General features: G+C 66.2%; 24 protein-coding genes. 4 read left to right on the top strand and 20 right to left on the bottom strand.

Annotated features, from left to right (window positions below; translation table 11 throughout):
• Positions 1-13 precede the first annotated feature (13 nt).
• Positions 14-868 (bottom strand): NmrA/HSCARG family protein, encoded by an 855-nt coding sequence (locus tag BZG35_RS09660; RefSeq protein WP_077355458.1) that lies wholly within the window; start codon positions 866-868, stop codon positions 14-16.
• Between the two features lie 100 nt (positions 869-968).
• On the opposite strand from BZG35_RS09660, the gene BZG35_RS09655 reads away from it, so the two are divergent.
• The gene (locus BZG35_RS09655) at positions 969-1,868 is read left to right on the top strand and encodes a LysR family transcriptional regulator (RefSeq protein WP_077355457.1); all 900 of its coding nucleotides are present in this window, start codon (positions 969-971) and stop codon (positions 1,866-1,868) included.
• Positions 1,869-2,308: 440 nt separating this feature from the next.
• Here the strand turns inward: BZG35_RS09655 and BZG35_RS09650 are convergent, their stop codons facing one another.
• The 10 genes from BZG35_RS09650 to BZG35_RS09605 form a co-directional block, all read right to left on the bottom strand.
• Positions 2,309-3,436: an alpha/beta hydrolase gene (locus BZG35_RS09650; protein WP_077355456.1), complete on the bottom strand. Its 1,128-nt coding sequence runs from the start codon at positions 3,434-3,436 to the stop codon at positions 2,309-2,311.
• Positions 3,436-3,783 carry a hypothetical protein gene (locus BZG35_RS09645; RefSeq protein ID WP_150126001.1) on the bottom strand — a complete coding sequence of 116 codons (348 nt, stop codon included), beginning with the start codon at positions 3,781-3,783 and terminating at the stop codon, positions 3,436-3,438. The genes BZG35_RS09650 and BZG35_RS09645 overlap by 1 nt, the downstream gene beginning before the upstream one ends.
• A gap of 55 nt (positions 3,784-3,838) precedes the next feature.
• Positions 3,839-4,279, bottom strand: coding sequence for a hypothetical protein (locus BZG35_RS09640; protein ID WP_077355454.1), 441 nt, complete (start codon positions 4,277-4,279; stop codon positions 3,839-3,841).
• Positions 4,279-5,031, bottom strand: coding sequence for a hypothetical protein (locus BZG35_RS09635; RefSeq protein ID WP_077355453.1), 753 nt, complete (start codon positions 5,029-5,031; stop codon positions 4,279-4,281). The genes BZG35_RS09640 and BZG35_RS09635 overlap by 1 nt, the downstream gene beginning before the upstream one ends.
• Before the next feature lie 201 nt (positions 5,032-5,232).
• Complete coding sequence (locus BZG35_RS09630) at positions 5,233-6,180, bottom strand: formylglycine-generating enzyme family protein (RefSeq protein ID WP_253189138.1); 948 nt, start codon at positions 6,178-6,180, stop codon at positions 5,233-5,235.
• Between the two features lie 5 nt (positions 6,181-6,185).
• The gene (locus BZG35_RS09625; protein ID WP_216351840.1) at positions 6,186-6,716 is read right to left on the bottom strand and encodes a hypothetical protein; all 531 of its coding nucleotides are present in this window, start codon (positions 6,714-6,716) and stop codon (positions 6,186-6,188) included.
• A 15-nt stretch (positions 6,717-6,731) separates the two neighbouring features.
• Positions 6,732-7,574 (bottom strand): type 1 glutamine amidotransferase domain-containing protein, encoded by an 843-nt coding sequence (locus BZG35_RS09620; protein WP_077355451.1) that lies wholly within the window; start codon positions 7,572-7,574, stop codon positions 6,732-6,734.
• Between the two features lie 26 nt (positions 7,575-7,600).
• Positions 7,601-9,403: an arylsulfatase gene (locus tag BZG35_RS09615; RefSeq protein ID WP_077355450.1), complete on the bottom strand. Its 1,803-nt coding sequence runs from the start codon at positions 9,401-9,403 to the stop codon at positions 7,601-7,603.
• A gap of 39 nt (positions 9,404-9,442) precedes the next feature.
• Positions 9,443-10,267, bottom strand: a complete 825-nt coding sequence (locus tag BZG35_RS09610; protein WP_077355449.1) for a hypothetical protein — start codon at positions 10,265-10,267, stop codon at positions 9,443-9,445.
• A 78-nt stretch (positions 10,268-10,345) separates the two neighbouring features.
• Positions 10,346-11,407, bottom strand: a complete 1,062-nt coding sequence (locus BZG35_RS09605) for an AraC family transcriptional regulator (protein WP_077355448.1) — start codon at positions 11,405-11,407, stop codon at positions 10,346-10,348.
• A gap of 237 nt (positions 11,408-11,644) precedes the next feature.
• Here BZG35_RS09605 and BZG35_RS09600 point away from each other — a divergent pair, with 237 nt between their 5' ends.
• Positions 11,645-12,355, top strand: a complete 711-nt coding sequence (locus BZG35_RS09600; RefSeq protein WP_077355447.1) for a Crp/Fnr family transcriptional regulator — start codon at positions 11,645-11,647, stop codon at positions 12,353-12,355.
• A gap of 492 nt (positions 12,356-12,847) precedes the next feature.
• The gene (locus BZG35_RS09595) at positions 12,848-13,921 is read left to right on the top strand and encodes an SDR family NAD(P)-dependent oxidoreductase (RefSeq protein ID WP_077355446.1); all 1,074 of its coding nucleotides are present in this window, start codon (positions 12,848-12,850) and stop codon (positions 13,919-13,921) included.
• On the opposite strand, the gene BZG35_RS09590 is transcribed toward BZG35_RS09595, so the two are convergent.
• From BZG35_RS09590 to BZG35_RS09565, 6 genes are all read right to left on the bottom strand, one after another.
• Positions 13,914-14,867 carry an AraC family transcriptional regulator gene (locus BZG35_RS09590; RefSeq protein ID WP_077355445.1) on the bottom strand — a complete coding sequence of 318 codons (954 nt, stop codon included), beginning with the start codon at positions 14,865-14,867 and terminating at the stop codon, positions 13,914-13,916. The two genes, BZG35_RS09595 and BZG35_RS09590, sit on opposite strands and share 8 nt — an antisense overlap.
• Positions 14,868-14,995: 128 nt before the next feature.
• Positions 14,996-16,201: an MFS transporter gene (locus BZG35_RS09585; protein ID WP_256364154.1), complete on the bottom strand. Its 1,206-nt coding sequence runs from the start codon at positions 16,199-16,201 to the stop codon at positions 14,996-14,998.
• 89 nt (positions 16,202-16,290) lie between these two features.
• On the bottom strand, positions 16,291-17,235 hold the full coding sequence (locus tag BZG35_RS09580) for an AraC family transcriptional regulator (protein WP_077355443.1): 945 nt from the start codon (positions 17,233-17,235) through the stop codon (positions 16,291-16,293).
• Between the two features lie 105 nt (positions 17,236-17,340).
• Positions 17,341-18,135 carry a MipA/OmpV family protein gene (locus BZG35_RS09575; RefSeq protein WP_077355442.1) on the bottom strand — a complete coding sequence of 265 codons (795 nt, stop codon included), beginning with the start codon at positions 18,133-18,135 and terminating at the stop codon, positions 17,341-17,343.
• A 74-nt stretch (positions 18,136-18,209) separates the two neighbouring features.
• The gene (locus tag BZG35_RS09570) at positions 18,210-19,055 is read right to left on the bottom strand and encodes an SDR family oxidoreductase (RefSeq protein WP_077355441.1); all 846 of its coding nucleotides are present in this window, start codon (positions 19,053-19,055) and stop codon (positions 18,210-18,212) included.
• Between the two features lie 135 nt (positions 19,056-19,190).
• Positions 19,191-19,598, bottom strand: coding sequence for a RidA family protein (locus BZG35_RS09565; protein ID WP_077355440.1), 408 nt, complete (start codon positions 19,596-19,598; stop codon positions 19,191-19,193).
• Positions 19,599-19,705: 107 nt separating this feature from the next.
• Here BZG35_RS09565 and BZG35_RS09560 point away from each other — a divergent pair, with 107 nt between their 5' ends.
• A complete protein-coding gene (locus BZG35_RS09560; protein ID WP_077355439.1) occupies positions 19,706-20,602 on the top strand; it encodes a LysR family transcriptional regulator in 897 nt (298 codons plus the stop codon).
• Positions 20,603-20,623: 21 nt separating this feature from the next.
• On the opposite strand, the gene BZG35_RS09555 is transcribed toward BZG35_RS09560, so the two are convergent.
• The 3 genes from BZG35_RS09555 to BZG35_RS09545 form a co-directional block, all read right to left on the bottom strand.
• Entirely contained in the window at positions 20,624-21,514 is an 891-nt protein-coding gene (locus BZG35_RS09555) for a LysR family transcriptional regulator (RefSeq protein WP_077355438.1), read from the bottom strand.
• Positions 21,515-21,652: 138 nt separating this feature from the next.
• Positions 21,653-22,108 carry a DoxX family protein gene (locus BZG35_RS09550; protein WP_171981927.1) on the bottom strand — a complete coding sequence of 152 codons (456 nt, stop codon included), beginning with the start codon at positions 22,106-22,108 and terminating at the stop codon, positions 21,653-21,655.
• 401 nt (positions 22,109-22,509) lie between these two features.
• Positions 22,510-23,391 carry an SDR family oxidoreductase gene (locus BZG35_RS09545; protein WP_077355436.1) on the bottom strand — a complete coding sequence of 294 codons (882 nt, stop codon included), beginning with the start codon at positions 23,389-23,391 and terminating at the stop codon, positions 22,510-22,512.
• Positions 23,392-23,397: the final 6 nt, after the last annotated feature.

The raw sequence follows: 23,397 nt of genomic DNA, 5'->3' as shown, positions 1-23,397 counted from the left end.
GCCCGGAAGCCGCTCACGGGGTCGTCGATTTCGCCGACCACGACGCGAGGGTCAGCAGAGCCGGGTGGTCGCGTTTCAGCGCCGGCAGGTCGGCTCGGAAGCCTTCGCGCGCGATCCACTCGAACATCAACCGAAAATCCTCCGGCAGCCGTTTGCGCAGAAGTTTCGGGATCTTGAAGTCGACCACCGGGCCGAGATCCGCCCGGCGCAGCGTTTCGACGGCCTGGCGCCGGGTGACGCTGTCTCCGGCGATCTCCATCGCGCGCCCCAGATGATCGGCCGGACGATCGAAGGCCTCGGCGGCGAACCAGCCGATGTCGCGGGCGGAGATCATCTGCATCGCCTGGTCCGGCGCGAGATAGGTGCGCATCATCGACAGCATGGTCGTGCGAAAGGCGAAGCCCTGGAACATCTCCATGAAGGCCGCCGGGCGCAGAATCGTGGCGGGCAGGCCCAGGGCGTGAATGTGCGCCTCGATCTCCCGCTTGCTCTCGAAATGCGGCACGCCGCTGTTCCGGTCGACGCCACCGGCCGAACAGTAGACATAATGCCGGACGCCCGCCTCGGCCGCCAGGGTGGCGAGCCGCCTGCCCTGCCGGGCTTCCCCCTCCGGACCCTGCTCCATGGGCGTCTGCACGGCCAGGACGCCATACACCTTCGCCAGCGCGGTCCGGAGCGTGTCCGCGTCGTTCAGGTCGCCGCGCGCCAATTCCACCCCGCGCCGGGCGAGGGCCGCTGCCTTCGGCGAGGCCGGGTCGCGCACCAGGGCGCGCAGCTGCCAGTCGCCGGCGCGGCGCAGCAGTTCATCGATGGTGGCACCGCCCTGGTTTCCCGTCGCGCCGGTGATGAGGAGTATGGGCTTGGTCATGTCTCGGCTCCGTTCTTGCGGCCCTCATGTCATGCGTTCCTCTGCACTCCACTAGAGGGCGGATGCTGGACAGTGCGTTCCACGTCTGGAACATGGCCGAATGGAGCTCGCCGACATCCGCGCCTTTGTTCGCATCACCGACGAAGGCGGCGTTTCGGCCGCGGCGCGCGCGCTCGGCATCCCGAAGTCGTCGATCAGCCGTGGGCTGGCGCGGCTCGAAATAGGCGTCGGCGCGATCCTGATCGAGCGGCACACGCGGCAACTGCGCCTCAGCGATGCCGGCCGCCTGTTCCTGCCGCACGCCCGGCGCATCCTGTCGGACGTCGAGGAGGCGGGCTCGGCGCTGGAGGGCCTGACCGGGGAGCCTCGCGGCACGCTCCGCATCAATGCGGCCGTCACCTTCGCGGTCGGTCTGGTCGCGCCCATGCTGCCGGCCTTCATGCGCCGCTATCCGAACGTGCGGATCGTGCTGGACACCGAGAACCGGCTGGTCGACCTGGCCCGCGAGGAGGTCGATGTCGCCATCCGTGTCGGCCAGCTGGCGGACTCCGACCTGATGGCCCGCAAGCTTGGCACGGTCGCCCTCTGGCCCTGCGCCAGCCCGGCCTACCTGGCCGAGCGCGGGGTCCCGACGACGCCGGACGCCTTGTCAGGCCACGCGCTGCTGGGCTGGCTCGATCGCCCCAGCGAATGGGTGTTCGGGGGAGCGGACGGGACGCAGCACCGGACGCCCGTCCCGGTCGGCACCGTCGCGCCCGAGCCCGCCGTGCTGCAGATGCTGCTGATGGGCGGTGCCGGCATCGGCCGGCTGCCGGACTTCCTCGCGCGTCCGCGCGTCGCGGCCGGCGAATTGGTCCGCCTGTTGCCCGACTACAGGCCCGAATCCGTGGACGTCCACGCGGTCTATCCCGCGCACCGCAGCCTGTCCGCCAAGGTGCCACTCTTCGTCGACGCGCTCCGCGCGCACGTGGTCCGCGCTCAGGACAACGAGCCCCCTTAGGCGGGAAAACTAGAACATGAGCTCCAGACCCATAGGCTGGGTGTAGGATCGTATAAATTAAAGCAGCATGCGAAATGCCGGCTGCACCAAAGCCCGCCAGCTTGGGTCTCCAGCTCTTCGACATTAAATATCACAGAAAGAACTGCGTTCGATTTCCGCTCAGCGCTAGGAGGCGATATTGGCTTCCGTACCACCAGGCGATCTTCGAACGACGGCAAGAAGCGGTCCTGAACCGTCTCAGATGCGCAAACAGACCCAGAAAGACTCCCTGACCTGTTGGGGGATCGTGTTCGTCATCACCCCGCCGCCGGCCTCATGAGACGACCGGCTGGTGCGGGGGTGGCCAAACTCGAGCCAGGCGAACCCGGGCCACCGAGCCTTGACAGTCTGGCTGCCACCCGAAGCCCGAGCGCGGTGCCAACGGGAGACCGCTCTTCAACCTAATCCGAAAGCTGCGCGACTCCGAGGCCAAGCGTCACGATGACGGCGCCCGCCAGCTCTCCGATCGGCGTCCGCTCGTTCGTGGCCTGGGCGTTCTGTTCCATCGTGCGGCGGGCGAAATCGAGCATCTCCGCGCTTCCGGAGAATTTGGAATGACGCGCCGCGTCGGTGCCCGCGACCTCCGACAGATCGATGACGGCGACACGGGGGGTCGCCTCGATGCGCGACCGAAAGGGTTCCTCGGAGGGGTCGATCGAACCCAGGCGCTGCTCGCGGCCCGCCAGCAGTCTGGACAGGCCGAGCGCCCGGTCGTCGCGCGAGACCAAAAAGGTGAAGTACGGTCGTTCCTCACCGAGCGCCAGGAACTGCTGTTCGAAGACGTCGATGTCGAGGTCCGGCGCGGCGAGGACGACATCGACGATCTTGTCCGAGAGACGACCGTTGCGGATGCTCATCTGGCGCAACGTCTCCATGGTGATCCAGCTGCCCATGGAGTGGGCCAGAATGGTGATCTGCGAGACGTTTTCGCTTTCGACCGCTTCGGTCAGGACCATCTCGAACGCGTCCCGGGCGAAGGTCGCGCTTTCCCGATCATAGAGGTAGCCGAGCAGGGCTCCGCGAGACGGCCACGAGAACAGAACGGGCGCGGCGACGACCGGAAGATCCTCGGTGATCTGCGCCAGGCTGAAGACCGCGTCGGCGAAACGCACATTGTAGCCATGCACGAAGATCAGCAGGCGGCCGTCGGTTTCCTGCGCCTCGAACCAATCCCAGGCCTGTTCGGGTGTCGCGGTTTCCACACTCACAGCCGCGAACTCCGTTTCCGGATCGGGGTTGGGCGACGAGGGAAGCTCCACGCGGCCTCGTTGATGGACGGGCGGAATAGAGACCTCGATGATGCGACCGGAGACGTCGCGGCTGCGCTCTCCGGAATAGATTTCACCGGGCACCTCTGAGGGGGCGCGGGTCGTGATCGCCAGCAGGTCGACCGTCGTGGCCCCCGCCGGCGCCTGGCCGATCGGAATCAAGAGGGACGGCGACTGGGTCGCGCATCCTCCGAGAAGCAAAAGGGACAGGGTTGCGAGCAGGACGGGCGTCCGGCGCGACGTCGAGCGGGTGCAGATCATCACGCGCCTCCCTCGTCCGCGTTCGCGGTCGTCCCGACCAATCCGCAGGTTTGCCGGATTTCCTGCACGCGGGCGGTCAGCTCCCCTGCGGTGCGCCCCGTCAGGACCGCGGCCCGGTCGCGGTAGGATCCGGTCGCCACCCCCGCCACCACGCCGACGGGCGTGAACGTCTGGACGACGGACCGGGCCCGTTCGCCCCGCGACGGCATCGCCGCTTCCAGCGCGGCGATGTCCGCGTCGGCCGTCTGGCAGTTGACGGGCTCGGCCAGGAGCGAGGCGCGCTGATCTTGACCGGCGGTCGCGCAGCCGGCGAGCAGAAGGAGAGGTATGAGCGGGATGAACTTCACGATGCGGTCCTTCGTCGTCTTCACCCGGCAGGGCGTTTGAGGGTTGGGACGGCCGTCAGGCCGAGACAGCCAAGGCCGTCGGCTTGGCCTGCGCCCTGACGTTGAGAATAAGAATGGCGAGCACGCAGGCTTCGACGGCGATCATGACCCCGGCGAAGTCCGCGCCGTGAAAGCGCCACGCGACCAGCCGTCCGATGATCGCGAAGCCGATGAGCATGATGGGTGGATAGAGCCAGACGCGCTCGTCGCTCAGCAGACCGATCAGGATCGCGGTGCCCAGCGTCAGGAAGAATGAGGCGAGGTCGGCGATCTGGGTGCTGAGCCCCAGCCCGCCGAGCAGATCCATGCCCAGCCGCGAGCCGGCGAGCGCGGGGGTGATCCACCAGGCAAGACCGGCGAAGACAAAGCCGAGCGCCGGAACGGCGGCCAGGACCTTCAGAACTGCGGCAACACCCCGGTTGCCCGACCGTCTTTGGGCTCCCTGCGACAGAGCCATCAGAACGAGGCCTGAAAGCCCAGGAACGGCCCGGAAACCTCGACCGTGACTGGGGAAGCCCGGAACTCTCGCTCGATGACCAGGTGCCGGTATCCCCCCACCGCCGACCAGGTCTGATCAATCCGGTAAGCCCCGCCTACGAAGGCCTGCCAGGTCAGGTCCGAGGAATCCTCGACGCCAAAACCGCCCACGTCGGCATAGGCGACGCCGTGCCAGCGGTCGTTGAACTGCCGGCGCACCCGCGCAGCCACGATCGGATCGGTCCAGCCGCCGTCGCGGTTCAACGACGCATCCGGCGTTGCACCCTGGCCAACGAGGTGTGGGTCGATGCTCGCATCGACGTAGCGCAGCCCGCCACCGACATCGATGCGGAGGTCGGTCTGATCGACGACGGCATAGGTCGCATAGGCGCTCAGCAGGGTCATTTGCGAGTCGATCTCGGCCTCGCTGAACTGAAGACCCGGAGGCGGCTCAGCCTCGACGCCGACGTCGAAGAACTGCAGGTCGGCCACGAGGGACACGCGCCCCTTGCGGGCCTCAATCGCCCCGAGGAAGGCCAGGTCCAGCGTTTCCAGGATTTCGTCGAAATCGACCTCGCCTTCGACCTCGCCGAACGGCGTCTCGACGGTGGTCCTCACACCGGGAAACCAGCCGTACAGGGTGGCGCTGTAGTTCCATTCGCTTTGAGCGGCCGCCGATCCCGGTGCCGCCAGTAAGACCGCAGCCAGAAGCGGGATCCATCGGTTCGACATAGGGCTCCCCACCTCCAGGCTGTCACCCAACTGCGCGGTTCATGGGCCGACGCCGCGCCTTGCCGAGCAACAACGTCGTTATACAAGAGGCTCTGTTTCGGCGGACAGCTCCGGACAGGCCAAAAACCATTCAGTTCCGGCCATTACCCGCCTCACCTCCAGAGCCGGATACGATGGCGGTGACGACCTGAAGCAGGAGGCTCAACGAACGACCCTGGGATCGCTGACGAGGCGGAAACCCACATGGGAAGAACTGAAGTCCAGCTCCATACTGTCGCGCGCCGCGACCCGGTACCGTCTGCAGTAGTTCGCACTGCACAGGAATGAGCCGCCCTTGATGGTGTAGCGAGGCGATCCCCGTCCGAACGCGGTCTCGGTCCACTCCCAGACATTGCCGATCATGTCATAGGCCCCGGTCAGTCCGGGATCGAAACAGCCGACCGGCGCGCGCCCGGAGAAACCGTCGGCACCATCGTCCGCCACGGGAAAGAACCCCGTCCAGGTATTGGCCCTCGCCTCGCCGGCCCGATCCCGCACGCCGGACTCCGGGTCCTCGGGATCGAACAGTCCGAGGCTGGCGGCATATTCCCACTCCACCTCCGTCGGCAGGCGTCCACCCGCCCATTCCGCATAGGCGCGCGCGTCATTGAGGCTGACATGCACGACCGGATGGAGGGTTCGTCCGTCCAGACCAGACCCGGCTCCGTCAGGCGACCTCCAGGTCGCTTCCGGATCGAGCCGCCACCACGATCGAGGCCCGTCAGGGTTCGACGTTGGCACGAACCGGGCCGAGCCGCCGTTCCTTTCGGCCTCGGTCACATATCCGGTGGCAGCGACAAACGCCGCAAACTGGCTGTTCGTGACCTCGTGAACCTGCAGCCTGAAGGGCGAGACGAAGACCCTGCGCGGCGGTCCCTCTTCAGCATATCGCGGGTCGGCTCCCATCGTGAATCCGCCGCCGGGAATGTCGACGAAACTGCCCAGACTTCGTCTATCAAGCGCACACCCGGACGCTGGCAGGTTATAGGCCCGCGGCCAGAAGGCCACGGCCGCAACCGCCATTGCGAAGGCGGAGATGCAAGCCGCCATCAGCCACTTCGCGCGGCGTTCTTCTTGGGTATGGGGCATCGAATGCTCGCGTCGGGTCAAAACGATCAGTTCACGGCGTGCTTCATCAGCGCCAGCGAACCGCCGATGGCTCCCGCCGATATCGCGCCCACCAGCGGATGCAGGACGCCGCCGCTGATGACCCAACCGACCCGGGCCCCGAGAAGGGCGAGAACGAGGATGCAGAAAAGCTGGGAAAGGTGGAGTGCGGCCTCTGCAGTGATCCAGCCGAGACCGGCGAGCAGGAACAGTCCCGTCGGGACATTCGCGACCGCCAGGATAGGCCGGCTATCCCGCCAGGCGGCGCCAAGCGCAAGGGCGGTCATCACCGGCTGCCCGGAGTCGAAGCCGTTGGCGAGAAGCGCGGCGAGCGTCCTGGCCAGCGTCATCGCCAGGACCGATCCAAACAGAACCACCGCCGGTCTGAACGCGTTCGCAGACTGGACGTCCAGCGCCATGAGGATCGAAAGGACGAGGATGGCCCCGTAGACCAGACCGAAGGTGGCCCCCTGTACCAGCCGCCAGTGGCGATCGCGCGCCTCCGGACTCATCATGTCGCTCACCGATGTCGTGGTCACGGCCTCGCCTCCTCGTCAGAAGTCTGCCCTTGACCTGCTCTTGGAAAGCAGTTCAAGAATTCGATGCGAGGTCTCGTAACCGCTGTTCTGGTTCTGTCCGGTGATCAGATTGCCGTCGACAGACGTATGCGTGGCGAAAGGGTCAAGCCATCCATGCTTACACTCGAATATTGCGCCCGCTTCTCGCAGTTCGTCTTCCGGATGTTTCGGCGTGATAGCGATGCCGAAAGTATTGATCTGGCGATTGGTGACACCTGTAACGCGCCGCCCCTTGACCAGCGGCTCGCCGTCCGTGCCCCGCGCCGACACCAGTCCGAGCGCGCCGTGGCAAACCGAACCAAGGATCTTGCCCCGGGCATTGGCGCGGGTAACGAGGTCGGCCAGCGCGGCGCTCTGGGCGAGGTCATAGGCCGCGCCCCAGCCCCCCGCCATGAAGAGCACATCGTACTCATCCGGGTTGATCTGATCGATCGGCCGCGAGTTTCGCAGCTTGTGCCTCGCGGCCCTGTCGGAGATGAACCGCCGATCCTCAGCGCACGCCAGCGGCCATGACCAGGACGGAGGCTGGATTGGAATCTCGCCGCCCTTGATCGAGGCAAGGTCCACGTCCATCCCCGCATCCACGAATGCGTAGTACGGGACCGTGAATTCCGAACCAAAGGCACCGGTCTTGCGGTTGGTGGGGTCGAGCCTGTCGTGGCTTGTGCAGACGACCAGCGCTCTCCGGCCACGCAGATTGTAGGGCGGAATACTGTAGTGGCGGTGCAGCCCCAGCAAATGCAGCAGCTGAGGCAGGAGGACGTAAATCGCCAGCCCGACCGCCAGGACGACGGCTAAACTAACCAGGACCAGTTCCATACGGATTCACCCCACGACTTGACTGGTCAGCCAGGAACTTGCGCGACCTGGCGCGCCGCCTTGCGGGCGCGCAGTTTCCTCGAGACAAACCAGCCCGCCAGCGTGCCCGCCGCCAAAATCATGAAAATCAGGCCGGCGAGGAAGGGCCAGTACTTATCAATCGACTTGTCGATGAGGTTCCTGTTGAGAATGGCGATGGCGTTGTCGTCAGGCCCGATCTCTATGGCGCCAACGCGTTTGGCATACGCCTCATACTCGGCGATCATCTCATCAAACAGGGCTTCGTTCCGGGCGGACAGGTCTGTCGTTTCGCCCGGATCAACAGAGAGATCGTAGAGCCGCCATTGGCCGTCGCCGAGAGGGAGGCTGTTGCGAGTGATCTTCCATTGCCCGCGATAGAGTGCGGCATTGCCACTGACCTCAAACGCAAACGAGTTGTCCTCAGCATAGGTGCGGTCGGAGCGGCCGGACAGCATGGGCAGCGCGCTGCGCCCGTAGAACCGGGACGGATCGAACGGCACGTTCGCCGCCTCGAGCATGGTGGGGACCAGATCCGCCACATGCACGGGCGCATGTTTCAGGGCGGACGCCTCGATCCCGGGACCGGCGATGACCAGCGGCACGCGGAGACCGCCTTCGCTGGCGTAGAATTTGTACAGATTGAACGGAGCGGACGAGACGGACGCCCACTCCGGACCGATGGCGGTCACGCTCCGAGGTTCGCCGAGGTTCTCGAACGAGGTGTCGAAGCCCTCGATCAGCTTGACGGCGCTGAGCGCGAGATCGGCCAGTCCCTCCATCGAGGTCATCCCAGACTCTGCGCCATTGTCCGAAGCAATGACGATGATGGTGTTCTCCAGTCGCCCCGTGCGTTCGAGGTAGGCGACCAGGCGTCCGATCTCGAAGTCGGCCGCCTCCATCATGCCCGCGTTCACCTGCATTTCCCGGGCTGACACGCGCTGCTGTTGCGGCGTCAGCTCGGCCCAGAGGCGGTGGCTGGCCGGCGGCGGCGCAAGAGTGGTGGTCGGGGGGACCAACCCCAGGGCGATGGCCCGCTCAAGACGCTGCTGCCGCATGACGTCCCAGCCGGCCTCGAAAAACACGCCGTCATAGCGGTCCGTGTACTCCGCCGAAACCTGGATCGGCATGTGCAGGGCCTGGAGAGCAAGAAACCCATAGAACGGGCGTTCCTCATCGCCTTCGGCAATGTATTCGATCATCTTATCGACCAGCGAGCTGGACGAATACCAGTTGTCAGGCAGAGATACCGAGCGTCCGTTCTCAAACCATTCGACGGAATGCGACCCTGGCAGATAAGGCTTGGCGTCGTAGTTCCCGCCACCCGTGGCATCCATCACGTAGGATCGGTCGAAGCCGAACCTGTCGGGAAGATTGGCCCCGACCTCGCCGATGCCCCACTTGCCTGCGGCATAGGTCTGGTAGCCCGCCTCCGACAGGAGAGAGGCGATCGTCGCCTGGTCGTCATTCCATACCATGGAGTAGCCAGGGTACCGGCGCATGTCTTCGGTGGTGGTCTCTACGAGCGTGCCGATGCCAGTCTGGTGGTTGTCCATACCGGTCAAGAGCATGGCGCGGCTCGGCCCGCAGAAGGGCGAGGTGTAAAAGCGGGACAGCCGTGTGCCTCTTGACGCGAGGCCGTCGATGACCGGGGTGCGCGTGTGGCTGCCGTAGGCGCCGAAGTCCGTGAAGCCCACATCGTCGAACAGGACGAACAGGATGTTGGGGCGCTTGGCCTGGGCCAGCACCGGTGTGGCGCCCAGCGTCGCCACCGCGACCGCGACCAGAGCCAGCTTGCGAAACGTCCTCATGCGATCAGCCTCTGGTCTGCGGACGCCTCGCGCGGGTCCTTACGGTCGTGCCGACACAGCAATTTCGGTATCGGGGTTCGCATCGTCGTTGGGATCGACAAGCCTGCCGGCGAGGAAGAAGACGCTGACCGGCTCGCCCGCCACGCCCAGGCACAGGTCGTGGTTGTTGTCGTTGTCGTTCAAATCGCCGATCGCCATGGGCGAGACCGTGACGGTCCCGCCGTCCGGCCTTCGCAAGGTGACGCGGTACATTTCCGCTTCCCTGGAACCGACCGCGTCGCCGTCAGCACGAGAGACACCGCCGGCCCAGGTCGCACGGACGATCGTCAGGAGCCCTTCCGCGGAACAATCGCTCCCTCCTCCGACAGTCCATTCCGTCCGGGACAGGGTCTCGGCCAGAACGAGGGTCGGTCCAGCTTCCAGAGGTGTGACGGTCGCCGTCGCCCCACGGAAGTTCACTGCGCCGTCAAGCGAGGTGATGTCGCCAATGATCTCGACCGTCGCGGGTTGATCCGCCGACGACCCGAAGCGACTGATCAGCAAGGCGGTGCGAAGCTCTCCGGGCTCGTCTGCAGGACGCAAAGTGACGCACCCGACGTCGCCGATCGCTCCCGACGCCATTGTGACCCGGAAGTCCTCCGGCGCGAGGGTCGTCGCATCGACCTCGTGACTGAAGATGACCGGCATGCCGTCCGAGCCACCGATGCCCTCGCACGTCCGGGCCGTGGCCACGGCGATCCTGAGCGATCGGTCCAGACCGAAGAAGGCGGACAGGATGCCGCCCTCGCTCGAACGTGGCGTCTGGGCCGCGACCGGAGCCGACGACAGGACCAGCCCGGCGGCGATCACGACAAGCTTTCTCATCCGCCTCCTCCCCTTCACCGAGCTTAGCTATGCCGCGCGACCGAAGCGGACAAAAGCTCCGCTGCGGCCAAGGAGTATTCAGTTCCGGCCAGCATGCTGCGGGGCTTTTAAGCCCTCGCGAAAGGCCTTGGGCGTGGCCCCGGTCCAGCGCTTGAAGCTGCGCGCGAAGTTCGACGCCGTGTCGAAACCCAGATCGAAGGCGATGGTCTGGATCGGTTGATCCGTCGAACCCAACAGCATGCGGGCGCGCTGGGCGCGCGCCTGGTCGATCAGCTTGCGGTAGGATGTGCCGGCTCGCTCGAGCTGACGGCGCAGGCTGCGTTCGGAGTAGCCCAGCGACTGGGCGACTTCGGAAAGCGACGCGGCGAGCGTCTTGTCCCGCTCGAGATAGGCCAGGACCTGACCGACCGCCCTGGCCTGGATCGCCGCCTCGCGGGCGAAGACCTCGCACAGGGCCGTGAGGCGCTTGTGGTTGACGGGGTCGTGCGCGGGCAAGGGGCGGTGCAGGTGCTCGGCGGCAAAGATCAGCCGATCCGCATCGGCTCCGAAGCGAACGGGGAACTCGATCTGACTGTCGACCGTCAACCACCCGAGCGGTTCCTCGATCACCGTCTCCGCTCTCACGACGACTCGATCCATCCGCAATATGCCCCTGAACAGACCGTCACAGGCGATCAGGGCGCTGATGCGGGCGAAGTACTCGATATCGTCGAAGGGAAATTTCGGGCGGAGGCAAACCGCGCGTTCACCGGCTTGTTCGAACGGCCCATCGTCGAAGTCGAACTCCACGGCCGGGAAAGCCAGAAAGAAGAACCGTTTGAGGACCGTCAGAGCGTCGCTGAAATTCGCCGCATTCATCGCGGCGTAGGCAGGCAGGCCGATGTAGGTCGGCTCGAACCGCTTTGCCAGCCGGATGCCGAGGTGGGGGTCGCCCGTCTGTTCGATCGCGTTCAGCAGCAAAAGGCGAAGCGGCGAGAACCCGCATCGGAAGTTCGGATCGACCAGTTGCGCCGGGTCCAAACCCGTCCCTGACAACAGCGCCTGCGCCTCATGGCCCTCGCTGCGCAGCACGCGAAAGACGAAGCCCGGATAGGTCATCGGCAGCGCGGGGTCTTCGGGCGTGAGCACGGGATCGGACATCGGTCGGTCTCTCGGGGACGTTCAGAGCAGTTTAAACGGCAGACCGCTCGATCAGGACGGCGGAGGCGTGCGCCGTCCGCCCCGACGGGCAGTCCTGACAACGTCAGCCTGGTCGCCGGACATCAGCACGGCGTGGCCCGCGAGACTGTCCAGAATGAAACATTCAACCCCTGCGACGCGAGCATCCCGCCAGCCCATCTGTGAAGCCGCGAGCTGACCCCCTAGTCTGGGGTGGTCATGCATTCGACCTTCAACAGCTACACTCTAGGCTTGATGGATCTTCTGCCTCCGGACGCTCGCGAGGCGCTGATCGCCGCCGGCGAATCCGTGAAGCTGAAGGCCGGCCAGGTCGTCCAGAGCCGCGGCGATCGGCAGGCTGACCTCGGGATTATCCTTTCCGGCAAGCTGAGAATGATGACGCTGGGCGTGGACGGCTCCGTGATGCTGACGTCAATCCTTGGCCCCGGCCAGCAGTTCAACGAGGTCACCCTGTTCGCAAACGCGGCGCGGACCCATGATGCCGAGGCCGTCGGGGACGCCGTGGTCCTGACTCTGACAGCCTCGGAATACGAAGGCGTGGTCCTCCGCCACCCCGTCATTGTCGAGGCGATGCTGAAAAGCAATGTTCACAGGGTCCATCAACTGGTCGAAGCCCTGAACGACCTCCGCGCCCTCCCCAAATCGGTCGTCCTCGCGCGCGTGCTGCTGAAGAACGCGCGCCACGTCGCGGACGACCGGCAGGCGAACAGCGTCGATCTGGCCATCACCCAGGAGGACATCGCCATGTTCCTCGGCGTCACGCGCTCCTACCTGAACAAGACCCTCGGTCAGCTCTGCGATCTGGACCTGATCGAGCTCTCCTATCGCAAGGTCCGGGTTCTGGATCTCGCGGCGCTCGAACGCTGGATCAACAAGCAACTGACCTATGCAACGGTCGAGGACGCCTGACTTCAGATTGGCACCAAACGGACAGTGCGAACTGACGGTCTGAGTCAGGATCCGACATCGCCCGGGGGCGCGTTTGATTTCCGAAGATGACTCTTAACGGCGGTTTGGAATGTCTCTTATGGGCAGACCATCTTCTCCCGCCGTGGAAATCAGAGCCTGAGTCATGTCGGACGTCGGGAGCTTCCGCTGCGGCGTCCGACTACGAATCAAGGCGTCGGACGTTCGAGCCGCTCCGTGCGCTGCACTTCTTTTGAATCGCTCATCGAGCTGGGCTGAAGCGCTGAAGGATCTGCTCGGAAAAGTGGTGACGCCCGCATCGCATTGAGACGCTGTGGCGCTCCGGCCGTCGGTCTGCGAGATTGCCCAGCGGCGAGCATTCGGTGGGCAACGATAACAGCCACGCCGGACCATCGGGCAAGGATTGCCTCGCTTTCGGCATTTCCCACGTGGGGGCAGCGGCTAGGCTTGCGGCGTTCACGCAAGGATTGCGCCATGACTTTCTCATCAAACCAGCAGCCGGCATCGACGGCTCACAGTACTTCACGACGCCAACTTCTGCGGTTGGGCGCCGCTGGGGCCGCCGCCAGCCTCGCGGCCGGTTGCGCTCTTCCAGGCGCGGCGCAGCCTGCTGATCGTGAATCCCAGGCGTGGGCGGCCGCCAACATTCCTGACCAGACGGGTCGGCGTGTGCTGATCACCGGGGGCAACGGCTACCCGCGCGAGGGCCGCAGCGGCCTGGGCTATCAGGCTGCCCTGGCCCTTGTCCGAAAGGGTGCCGATGTCACTATCGCATCGCGCGATGCGACCAAGGGTGCCGCGGCCCTGCGGCTCATACGCGGTGAGGTCCCCGGCGCACGGATCCGCTTCGACGCCCTCGACCTGACGGATCTTTCACAGGTCAAGGCTTACGCGATGCGGTGGAGGGGGTCGGGCGAGCGCCTGGATCTCCTGATCAACAACGCCGGCGTCATGGGTCGACGTGCCCGGGAGACAACCCGCAGCGGCCATGAGCGGGTCTTCGCGACCAACGTCATGGGGCCCTTCGTCCTGACCGCGGGGCTCATGCCAATCCTGCGGGCGGGACGAGCGCCACGCGTCGCCTGGGTCGCCAGCGGCAGGATCGGCCCCCTTGCGCTGGACGATCTGCAGTTCGAGCAGGACTATGATTACGCGCAGGCCTACGACCGCTCCAAGCTGGGAGTGCTCCTGGTGGCGCAGGAGCTGCAGCGTCGCAGTCAGGCCGCGGGATGGGGCGTCGCCAGCATGGCGTGTCACCCCGGCGTAGCCCGGACGTTCCTCGTGCCGGACGGCCCCGGCATGGAGAGTGCGGAAGGCCTCCGCCAGCGTGCTCTACCGATCCTGTTCGGCCCCGCCGCGCGTGGCGCCCTGTCCCTGCTCTACGCGGGAGCCTCTTCGAGCGCTCGAGGCGGAAGATATTATGGCCCTGCAGGGCTTGTCGCGGGATCGCCGGAAGACGTCGACGTCCCACCCCTGGCTCGCAACGAAACCGAAGCCAATCGCCTATGGGACGCCCTTCAGAGCCTCGGCGATACAGACTTCAGCTGACAACCCGAGCCTCGCCCGCGGCCGCCAGGCGCTCGTTGTGATGGGCGGCGAAGCCGGCCGGGTCGGACCTGGCCCTTTGGGTTTCTCGCCGCGGGGGTGCCCCGAACAGGCGCGCGTATTCGCGGCTGAACTGGGACGGGCTCTCGTAGCCGACGGCGATCGCCGCCACGCCCGCATTGACGCCTTCCGTGACCATCATCCGGCGCGCTTCGAGAAGCCGGAGCTGCTTCTGATACTGCAGCGGCGAGATCGACGTGAGCGTCTTGAAGTGATGGTGAAAGGACGACGGGCTCATGCCGGCCAAACTGGCGAGATTTGCGACGCTGACCGGTGTATCGAAAGTCTCTCTCAGGTGGGCGATCGCTCGTGCGATCCTCAGCGGCTGGCCCTCCGGCAGAACCATCCGCGCCACGTTGCGGCCCGCCGGGCCCATCAACAGCCAATAGGCGAGCTCCCGCATGATCGCGGGATAGAGGATGTCCACGGCGTGAGGCTGATCGACCAGTTCCAGCAGCCTCAGCAGAGCGCCTTCCAGCTGGGGTTCGACGGCGATGACCGTCAATCCGAAGCCCGCGCCGCCCTGAGGGTGGTTGGCTGGATCCAGCCGGGTGACGACGTCGAGGATGATCTCCAGGTCCAGATCGAGGGTGAGGCCGGTGAAGGAACGCTCCGGCGCCGCCTCGACGACCTGGCTGACCACGGGCATCTCGACCGTGACGATCATGGCCTGGCCTGAGCCGTAGGCGACCGCCTGGTCGGCGACCAGCACCTGTTTGGCGCCTTGGGTGACCACGCACAGCTTGGGTCGGTACTGCATGTGGCTGGGCGGCGTCGGGAGGGTGGTCCGCATCAGCGTCAGCCCCGGAACAGGCGTGACGACATAGCCGTCGGTGCCGATCCCGGCGTCGAGCATGCGGGTGATGACGTCGTGCAGGGCCTGGGTCATGTCGGAGCCTGATTGCGAGCTTGCACGCTAGGCCCGGACTCTCAGCGGCACAATCCAGCCTGCAGGATCGGGCAAGAAGTTGCGTGGTTCCGGCATCCGATGCTTGGCGACACGTCGTCAAACGAAGATCATGGGACCTCTTCGGCCCTGGCTGCCGCCAGACGCCGATCCGCCCGGATCAGCGCCCATCCTGTCAGCAGGCTCGCGATCGGCACGAGCAGAAGCGCCAGGCCGAGACCGTTCGACAGACCCGCGCCGGTCGCCGCATCGCTCAGGACGCCGACGAGCACCGGACCCAGAGCGGGTCCGAACAGTCCGGTCGCGATCACGACCAGGCTGGACGCCAGTGCCTCCCTGCCGCGACCGGCCAGAAGATGGGCGGCACCGAACCCCCACGGAAGCATGTAGGAAAAGGCGAACATGGCGGGCAGCAGCAGAGCGGCCGCCATCCATCCCTGAGGGACGCTGAGCGCCCCAGCCGTGGTCGCGGCACCGATCAGGAAGACCATGCCCGGATAGAGCAGAATCCGCCGGCCGCCGGTCCGGACGGCGCGGTCGAAGCCTCGCCCCCCCAGGATGGCTCCTGCCACGCCCATGAGGCCTTGCAACAGGCCGAACGTCAGACCGGCCTCGCTGCTGCTGAACCCATGGGTCCGGATCAGGAACGACGGCATGAAGGCGTAGAAGGGGGCAGCGGCGAACCCCATCAATACGGCGGCGAGAACGAGGCCGCGAAAGGCCGGACGGCGCAGAAGCGCGCCCGCAGAACTTAGAAAGGTCGGGTCGGACGCCGGGCGCGCGAGACGAGGCGTCGGTCCCGCCACAAGAAAGGTCAGAAGCGCGATGAACAGGCCCAGACCACCCGCCGCGAATAGGGTGCCGCGCCAGCCGATCGCTTCGTCGAGAACACCGCCCAAAACGAACCCCGCCATGGTGCCCAGCGGGATGCCCATGGAGAAAACGCCGAGCGCGAGGCCCCGGCGCTTCGTCGGGACCTTGCGCGCGATCAGGGCGTGACCGGCAGGGATCGCCCCGGCTTCCCCGAAGGCGACGCCGAAACGGGTCAGGGCCAGGACGACGAAGCCGGTCGCCAGCCCGCCCAGCGCCGTCATGGTGCTCCACAAACCGATGCAGCCGACCAGCACGCCGCGAGGCGAGCCCCGGTCCGCGGCGCGGGCCAGCGGCAGCGACAAAAGAGCATAGCAGACGGCGAAGGCCAGGCCTGTCACCAAGCCGATCTGGGTGTCGCTGAGGTTGAGTTCGGCACGGATCGACTCGGCCAGGATAAACGGCAGGATCCGGTCGATCTGGGACAGGACATTGACGAGGAACAGGCCGAGCAGGAGCGCCCAGAGCCGTCCGCCCTCAAACGTCTCGCCCGCGGGATCGGGCGCATCGCCGGAAGACGGAGAAGCCGACAGCGTCAGACCGCCACGGCGCCAATGCCGGCGGCGTGATCCGCGGCGCCGGTACCGGCAGGCTGTGGCCGCGCCCGTTGCGTCTGTCGGCGGGGCGAGTCGCCGAACATCCGCGCGAACTCGCGACTGAACTGGGACACGCTCTCATAGCCGACTGAGAGGCCCGCAGCCCCCGCCTTTTCACCTTTGGTCTGCATCAGCCGCCGCGCCTCCAGCAGCCGCAGGTGCTTCTGGTACTGGAGGGGCGACATGGAGGTCAGGGTCTTGAAGTGCTGATGGAAGGTGGAGGCGCTCATGCCGGCGACGCTCGCCAGTTCCGGGACGCTGATCGGCGTGTCGAAATTCTCCCGCATCTTCTGGATGGCTTTGCCAATGCGCGCCGGCTCCCCCTCGGGGATGGCCAGGCGCGCGACGTTCGCGCCCGCCGGGCCGGTCAGCAGCCAGTAGGACACTTCGCGCATGACGACCGGATACAGAATGTCGACGCCAGTCGGTTGATCCACCAGGTCCAGCAGCCTCTGGATCGCCGACGAGATGCGGGCGTCCATGTCCTGAACCAGAAGTCCGTCGCCGATCCTGCCGCGAACTGGGTCGCCGGCGGCTCCAAGCTGGGTCGCGACCTCCAGGATGATCTCCGGATTGAGCTCCAGAACCGCGCCGACGTAGGGCCTGTTGTCCGGTGTGTGGAACATCTGGCTGAGGATCGGCACATCCACCGTGACGATCATCGACTGCATGTCGCCGTAGCGGATGGTCCGGTCGCCGACGAGCAGTTCCTTCTGGCCTTGCGCGATCACGCAGAGCGAGGGCCGATAGTGCATGTGCCGGGGCGCGACATAGGCATGGGTGCGCAGCAGGCGAAGGCCCGGCACCGGGGTCGCGTAGACCCCGTTCACCACCCCCTGCTTGTCCAGGATCGCACCGATGGAGGCGGTCAGGTCATCGGCCATCGCAGGTCTCCTGTTCGGTTCGGCAAGCCCACGGTAACCCCGGGACGGGTGTGCGGCAACCGCCCCGGACCATCCGGCAAAGCTCTCGGCGGATCGGGCAACCGGTCAAAAGCGGTAGGCCAGGGCCAGGCCCACGGTCGGCTGCCATCGGTCGCCCTCTTCCACGATCGGACTGTCCGCTGCCTCGTCCAACAGATAGCTCGCGCCCGCTCGGCCCACCAGGCCCAGCCGCGGTGTGAACCAGTAGGCGGCGTTCAAACCCACGCCGATGTCGCGGACGCCGGACCCCGGTCGATATTCTGGAAGGCCGCTGGCGGCGGCACCGACCGCATCCACGCCGAGGTAGGTGACAGAATAGTCCTCATCGACCCAGGTCGCTCGCAGATCGAAATCGAGTGCGAGACTGCGGCGTCGGACTGCGGCGTAGCTGACGCCCGCCGTCGCAAGAAGGCCGTCATGGCTGTCGGACACATCCTGAAGGACGGACAATTCCGAGGTCAGGGCTCCCTGACCGTCGCGCCCGCCCCCGAACCGATAGGCGATGAAGCCTCCCAGCTCGATGGCCGCGTCGATGTCCGCGAGATCGCCGACCGGTCCATCGACATCGTCTCGACCCAACCGGATGTTGACCACGGGTCCAAAGGCCAGGCGTAGGTCGGACGCCACATCGACGCGGCCACCGAGGCCCCTCACCTGGACCTCCAGGCCGTTCCAGCGGACGTCGCCTGCGACGAAGGGGATGACACGCAGCGTATCGGCGCCGTCATACTCGGGCGTGGCTCCCGGTCCGACGGCGATGAAGCCTGCGACCCGGTCCTCTTGGGGCGGCCCCTCCTGAGCGAAGGCCGGCGTGGCGAAGACGAGCGGCAGCGCCGCCCAGGCTGAACTGGGAGGAAACATGGGGTTCTTTCGCTTGAGAGAGGGACGGGCGGCTTGCGCGGCCGCCCGTGATGTCGGAGACGCTCTGGCGCGCCCTACAAGAAGCCGGCGTTGGCGAAGACGATCTGGCCGTTGATCCATTCGCCGTCGCCCGACACGAGCGCGGCGATGGCGTTGGCGATGTCCTCCGGCTCACCGATGCGGCCGTAGGGTGTCATCGAGGCGGCCTGGGCACGCCCCTGCGGAGGGATGTCGAGCAGCGAGGTGTTGGTCGGCCCCGGGGCCACGGCGTTGACCGAGATGCGCCGACCGGCGAGTTCCTTCGACAGGACGCCGGCGAAGATTTCTTGCGCCGCCTTGGTCGCGGCGTAGCCTCCGTGTGTGGCACGCTTGGCCTTGATGGAGGTCGAAGCCAGGGTCACGATACGGCCGCCGTCGCGCACCCGCCGCGAGGCCTCGCGCAGGACGTTGAAACTGCCCTTGATGTTGGTCGCGATCATGCGGTCGAAGGCGGCGTCCTCGAACTGGGCAAAGGGCGCGACGCTCATGATCGCGGCGTTGGAGATGACCACGTCCACCCCGCCGAAGGCCTCGTCATTGGCGTCGAACAGCGCGCGCACGGCGGCCGGATCGGCGACGTCTGCCTGGCGGTAGATGGCGCGTCCGCCTGCCGCCTCGATGTCGCGGACGACCTGGGCGGCGAGATCGCGGTTGTTCAGATAGTTGACCGTCACGGCGAAGCCGTCGCGCGCCAGACGCTTGGCGGTGGCGGCCCCGATACCGCGCGACGAGCCGCTGACGACGGCGGCACGTCCGGTGCCCGGCTGAGGGCGCGGCCCTTCAGGAGACGAAGCGGTTTGGGCCTGGGCGACGCCGGCGGCCAGTGCCGGAGCGGCGGCTGCGGCGAGGGCGAGGAGCGAACGGCGGGAGGTCTGGGTCATCACGAGGTCTCCGGTTGGGATGCCCTCAGATCATCATGCGGCCGCTCGCTGGTCTTGCCGGATAGGAAGCCATGTTTGCCTGATCCTCCGGATCACAGCCCGGGCGCCTGTGCATCGGCCTCCCGCCGGTCGTTCTCAGGCCGAGCGGGCCTCGTCCGGAACCCGGGCGATGACCTTGATCTCGAAGTCGAACCCGGCCAGCCAGGTGGTCCCGATGGCGGTCCAGTTGGGGTACGGAGGAGCCCCGAGAAGTTCCGTACGGACGGCGATCACCGTGTCGAGCTGTGCCTCCGGGTCGGTATGAAAGGTCGTGACGTCGACGATGTCGTCCAGCCCGCATCCAGCCGCCTCAAGGACTGCGATGAGGTTTGAGAAGGCTCGTCGCACCTGATCTTCAAAGACGGGCTCCGGCGAACCATCGTCGCGGCTGCCGACCTGCCCCGAGACGAACACGAGGTCGCCCGAGCGAATGGCGGCGGAGTAGCGGTGCATCTCATAGAGGGCATGGCGATTGGCGGGAAAGAGCGCTTCGCGAGCGGGCATGGTGGATCCTGTTTGGCGGGTGGACGATCAGTGAGACCCAGATAGGACTTGCGGTAGTGCGCGATTAGACGTTGAAATCGACATGGCCTAATGCAAATGCGACATGAATGGCTCGTCCCTCTCTCAGCGATCTGTTGGCCTTTGCGGCGGTCGCCAATCATCGAAGCTTTCGACGGGCCGCTGACGAACTGGGCATGGCTCCATCGACGCTCAGCCATGCTCTGCGGGCGCTGGAGGAGCGTCTGGGCGTGCGCCTGCTGCATCGGACGACCCGAAGTGTCGCGCCGACGGAGGCGGGATACAGACTGCTAGAACGGCTCGGCCCAGCCTTGGAGCTTTTCGATCACGCGCTGGAGGCCGTGACGCCCTACCAGGGCCGGGTGACCGGCACGATCCGGCTCAACGCGCCGCGGCTTGCGGCGGCGCTTCTGGTGCGGGATGTCCTGCCCCTCATGGCGGAACGGTTTCCCGAGGTTATCGTAGACATCGTCGCCGAGGACCGGTTGATCGACGTAGTCGGAAGAGGCTTCGACGCCGGCGTGCGTCCGATGTCCATGATCGCCCAAGACATGGTGGCCGTGGCGTTCGCGTCGGTGCGCTACGCCTGTGTCGCCAGTCCCGCCTATCTGGAGCGAGCGGGCGTTCCGTCGTCGCCCGAGGACCTCGCGAGACATCGTTGCATCGGCCATCGGCTGCCGGGCGGGCGACTCTATCGGTGGGAGTTCGAACGACACGACGAGAGGATGGAGCTCGACATCGCAGGCGGTGTCATCCTGGACGACGAAGGCTTGATGGTCGATGCGGCCGTCGCGGGACTCGGTGTTGCTTATGCGCCGGTCTTCGCCGCCGCCGAGTTCCTTCGGGCGGGCGCTCTGCAGCAAGTCCTCTTCGATTGGACGCAAGGCGTCGATCGGCTGGCACTCTACTATCCCGGACACCGGACGGTCCCACCTGCGCTGCGGGCATTCGTGGATGTCGCGAAATCCGTCGATGCGCTGTCCTGAGGGCCCGACCGTCCGGACGCGCTAACCCGCCTTCATGGCATCGATAAACACGCGCAGGGCCGGAGGGAGATGCCTTCGCCCCGCATAGTAGAGGTAGTTGGGCGGCAGATGGGGACACCAGTCCTCCAACACGCTGATCAGGCTGCCGGAAGCCAGGTATGGTGCGGCCTGCACTGCGGTGATCCACGCCAGCCCCAGACCGGCCCGGGCCGCGTCGCACAGAACTTCGATGTCATTGGTCAGGAAGGACTGCGGAGGCTCGAGGCTCATCGTCTCCCCGCCGCGTTCGAACGTCCAGGGATACAGCGATCCTGCCGTCGGCATCCGGTAGCTCAGGCAGCGGTGGTCGAGCACGTCCTGCGGCGTTTGAGGCGTCCCGAGCGTAGCGAGGTAGTCGGGCGAGGCCACCAGCCGGAGCGACACCCCGTCGTCGAGCCGCACTGAGATCATGTCCTGTTCCAGCGACGGTCGGCGTCGGATGCCGGCGTCGAACCCTTGGGCCACGATGTCCGCCAGACTGTCGTCGACGACGACCTCCACACTGATATCGGGATAGGCCTGTGCGAACGCGGCCAGTCGGGGCATGACAAGATCGAAGACGGCCGAGCGGTGGCTGGTGACGCGGACCCGCCCGGCCGGTCGATCGCGTTCGGCCCCCAGAGCGGTCATCGCCTCATCAACCACTCGGATCGTCGGCCGCAGGCTGGCGAGCAGGCGCTCCCCGGCTTCTGTTGGCTTGACGCTGCGGGTCGTCCGGTTCAGCAAACGCACGCCGAGACGCGCCTCCATTGCCCGCATGCGATGGCTCAACGCCGAGGCTGAAACACCGAAACGCACCCCGGCCTGCGTAAAGCTTCCCGCCTCTGCGATGGCGGCGAAAATTGCGATATCGGCCCAGGTCTCGCGATCCATTGATGAAGTCTGCTCAATAGCCTCTATTGGTCAGCCGGATACTGGGAAGCTCGGCTTTGGTCCATCTTGTCGGGACGCTCGCTTCATGGGCCAGCCCCGCCAGCACGTGGTCTTCGGCGGCGCTAAGGTTAGCGCAGGCTAGCGGTTGCGTCGGCCGATCAGCACGGCCAGCGCGGCGGCGGCCAAAGCCAGGTTCAGACCCGCGAAGCCGAACTCCTGACGTCCGAGATGCAGGGCGAGGTTAAAGCCGGTCAGACCGGCCAGGCCGATCGCCGAGCCCGCCATCACTGGCGCCAGCCGCCAGGTGAGCAGCGGGGCGACGATCCCGATCGCCAGCGAGAGCTCCACAGCACTGATCGCACGAACCATCGCCAGGTCCACGCCCTCGGGCCAGCCCAGGAGAATGACCAGCAGGTCCGATGGGCTGGTCAGCTTCGCATAGGCGGCGCCGATGAAGAACATCGAAAGCCAGGCCTGAAGCGTCCATAGGGCCAGGTGGCGTTGGAACGCCCGCAGGCGCAGCTGGACCGCTGAGGGCGGCTCAGTTTGGGCCGCCGAACCTCGTGAGGCGACTGTGGGAAAGATCAGGGTCATGGCGATGTCCAATCGTTGCGTTGTCGATGCAACTGTCCCAGCATCGGTCAAGCGATACTTGCCCTCGCGTCGGGAAGACTTGCCCATTCCTATGGATCGAGTTCGTCCGACTGCGGTTTCGAGGCTGCACACAGCCCCCTCTAGGTCGTCGAAGACATGCGACTTTCGTCCGCGTCTTCGACGACCCTGAGGATCGCCGAGGGGATAGGGCGATCCTTTGCGAACACGGCTGGGGGGAGCAGCCGGTCCGCGTTCGAGCGACGGCTGGGCGGGAGGCTGGGGGATACGCCTCGCCGCTGTCTCGTCACGGATGAGACCTTAGGCGAAGGGCCGGGTCACGGGGATGCCGGATCGTTCGAGTTGATTGCTCGATCGTACGAGCGATCCGGCCGGACTGTCGGTCAGCCCGCATAATAGTCCGGGTGACGGATGTCGCTCAGCAAGCTCGGGCCCGTTGGCGTCCATCCGAGACGATCGCGGGTCAGGGCGTTCGAGGCCGGCATATCCCCGCCGGCGAATCCGGCAAACCAGCCGAAATGTTCCGGTTCGCGCGGCTCGACCGGCAGTCCAAGCTTGTCGCCGATCGCCTGCGCGATATCGCGGAACCGCACCCCCTCTTCAGCCGCCGCGTGATACGCGGGTTCGGTCAGGTCGCTCTCCAGAGCCAGACGATAGAGCCGCCCCGCATCCGAGACATGGACGGCAGGCCAACGGTTCTCGCCATCGCCGACATAGGCCGAGACCCCGGTCCGCAGGGCCATGTCGATCAGGATCGGTACGAAGCCATGCCTTTCGCCGAGACCATGGACCGAGGGCGCCAGACGCACGATGGTAACCCGCAGGCCGGCTTCGACCAAGGCCGCTGCGGCCTGCTCGGACCGGCGGGGATAGGACGGATCGGTGATCGGGCGATCGGACTCCACCGCCACGCGACCCGGCGCGAGTAGAGCCAGGCCTGCGGTGATTAGCAGAGGCTTCCGCGTGCCAGACAGCGCCGCCCCCAGGGCCTCGATGGCCTGGCGGTCTTCCTGAGCGCTTTCGGCGAAACGCGAGAAGTCGTGATTGAAAGCCAGATGGGCCACCGCATCGGCGTTCTGCGCCGCGTCGGCCAGAACCGCGGGGTTCTCCAGCGAGCCGATCACCGGTCGAACCCCCTTGGCAGCCAGCGCGCTTGCTTTGGCCTCAGATCGGGCAAGGCCGGTTACCTCGTGCCCATGCGCAAGCAGTTCGTCGACGACGGCTGCGCCAACCCATCCTGTCGCCCCAGTAACAAAAACATGCATCGTCTG

The organism is Brevundimonas sp. LM2 (assembly GCF_002002865.1).
Classification (GTDB): domain Bacteria; phylum Pseudomonadota; class Alphaproteobacteria; order Caulobacterales; family Caulobacteraceae; genus Brevundimonas.
The sequence above is the reverse complement of the archived record's forward strand: the minus strand, read 5'-3'. Positions and strand labels throughout refer to the sequence as shown.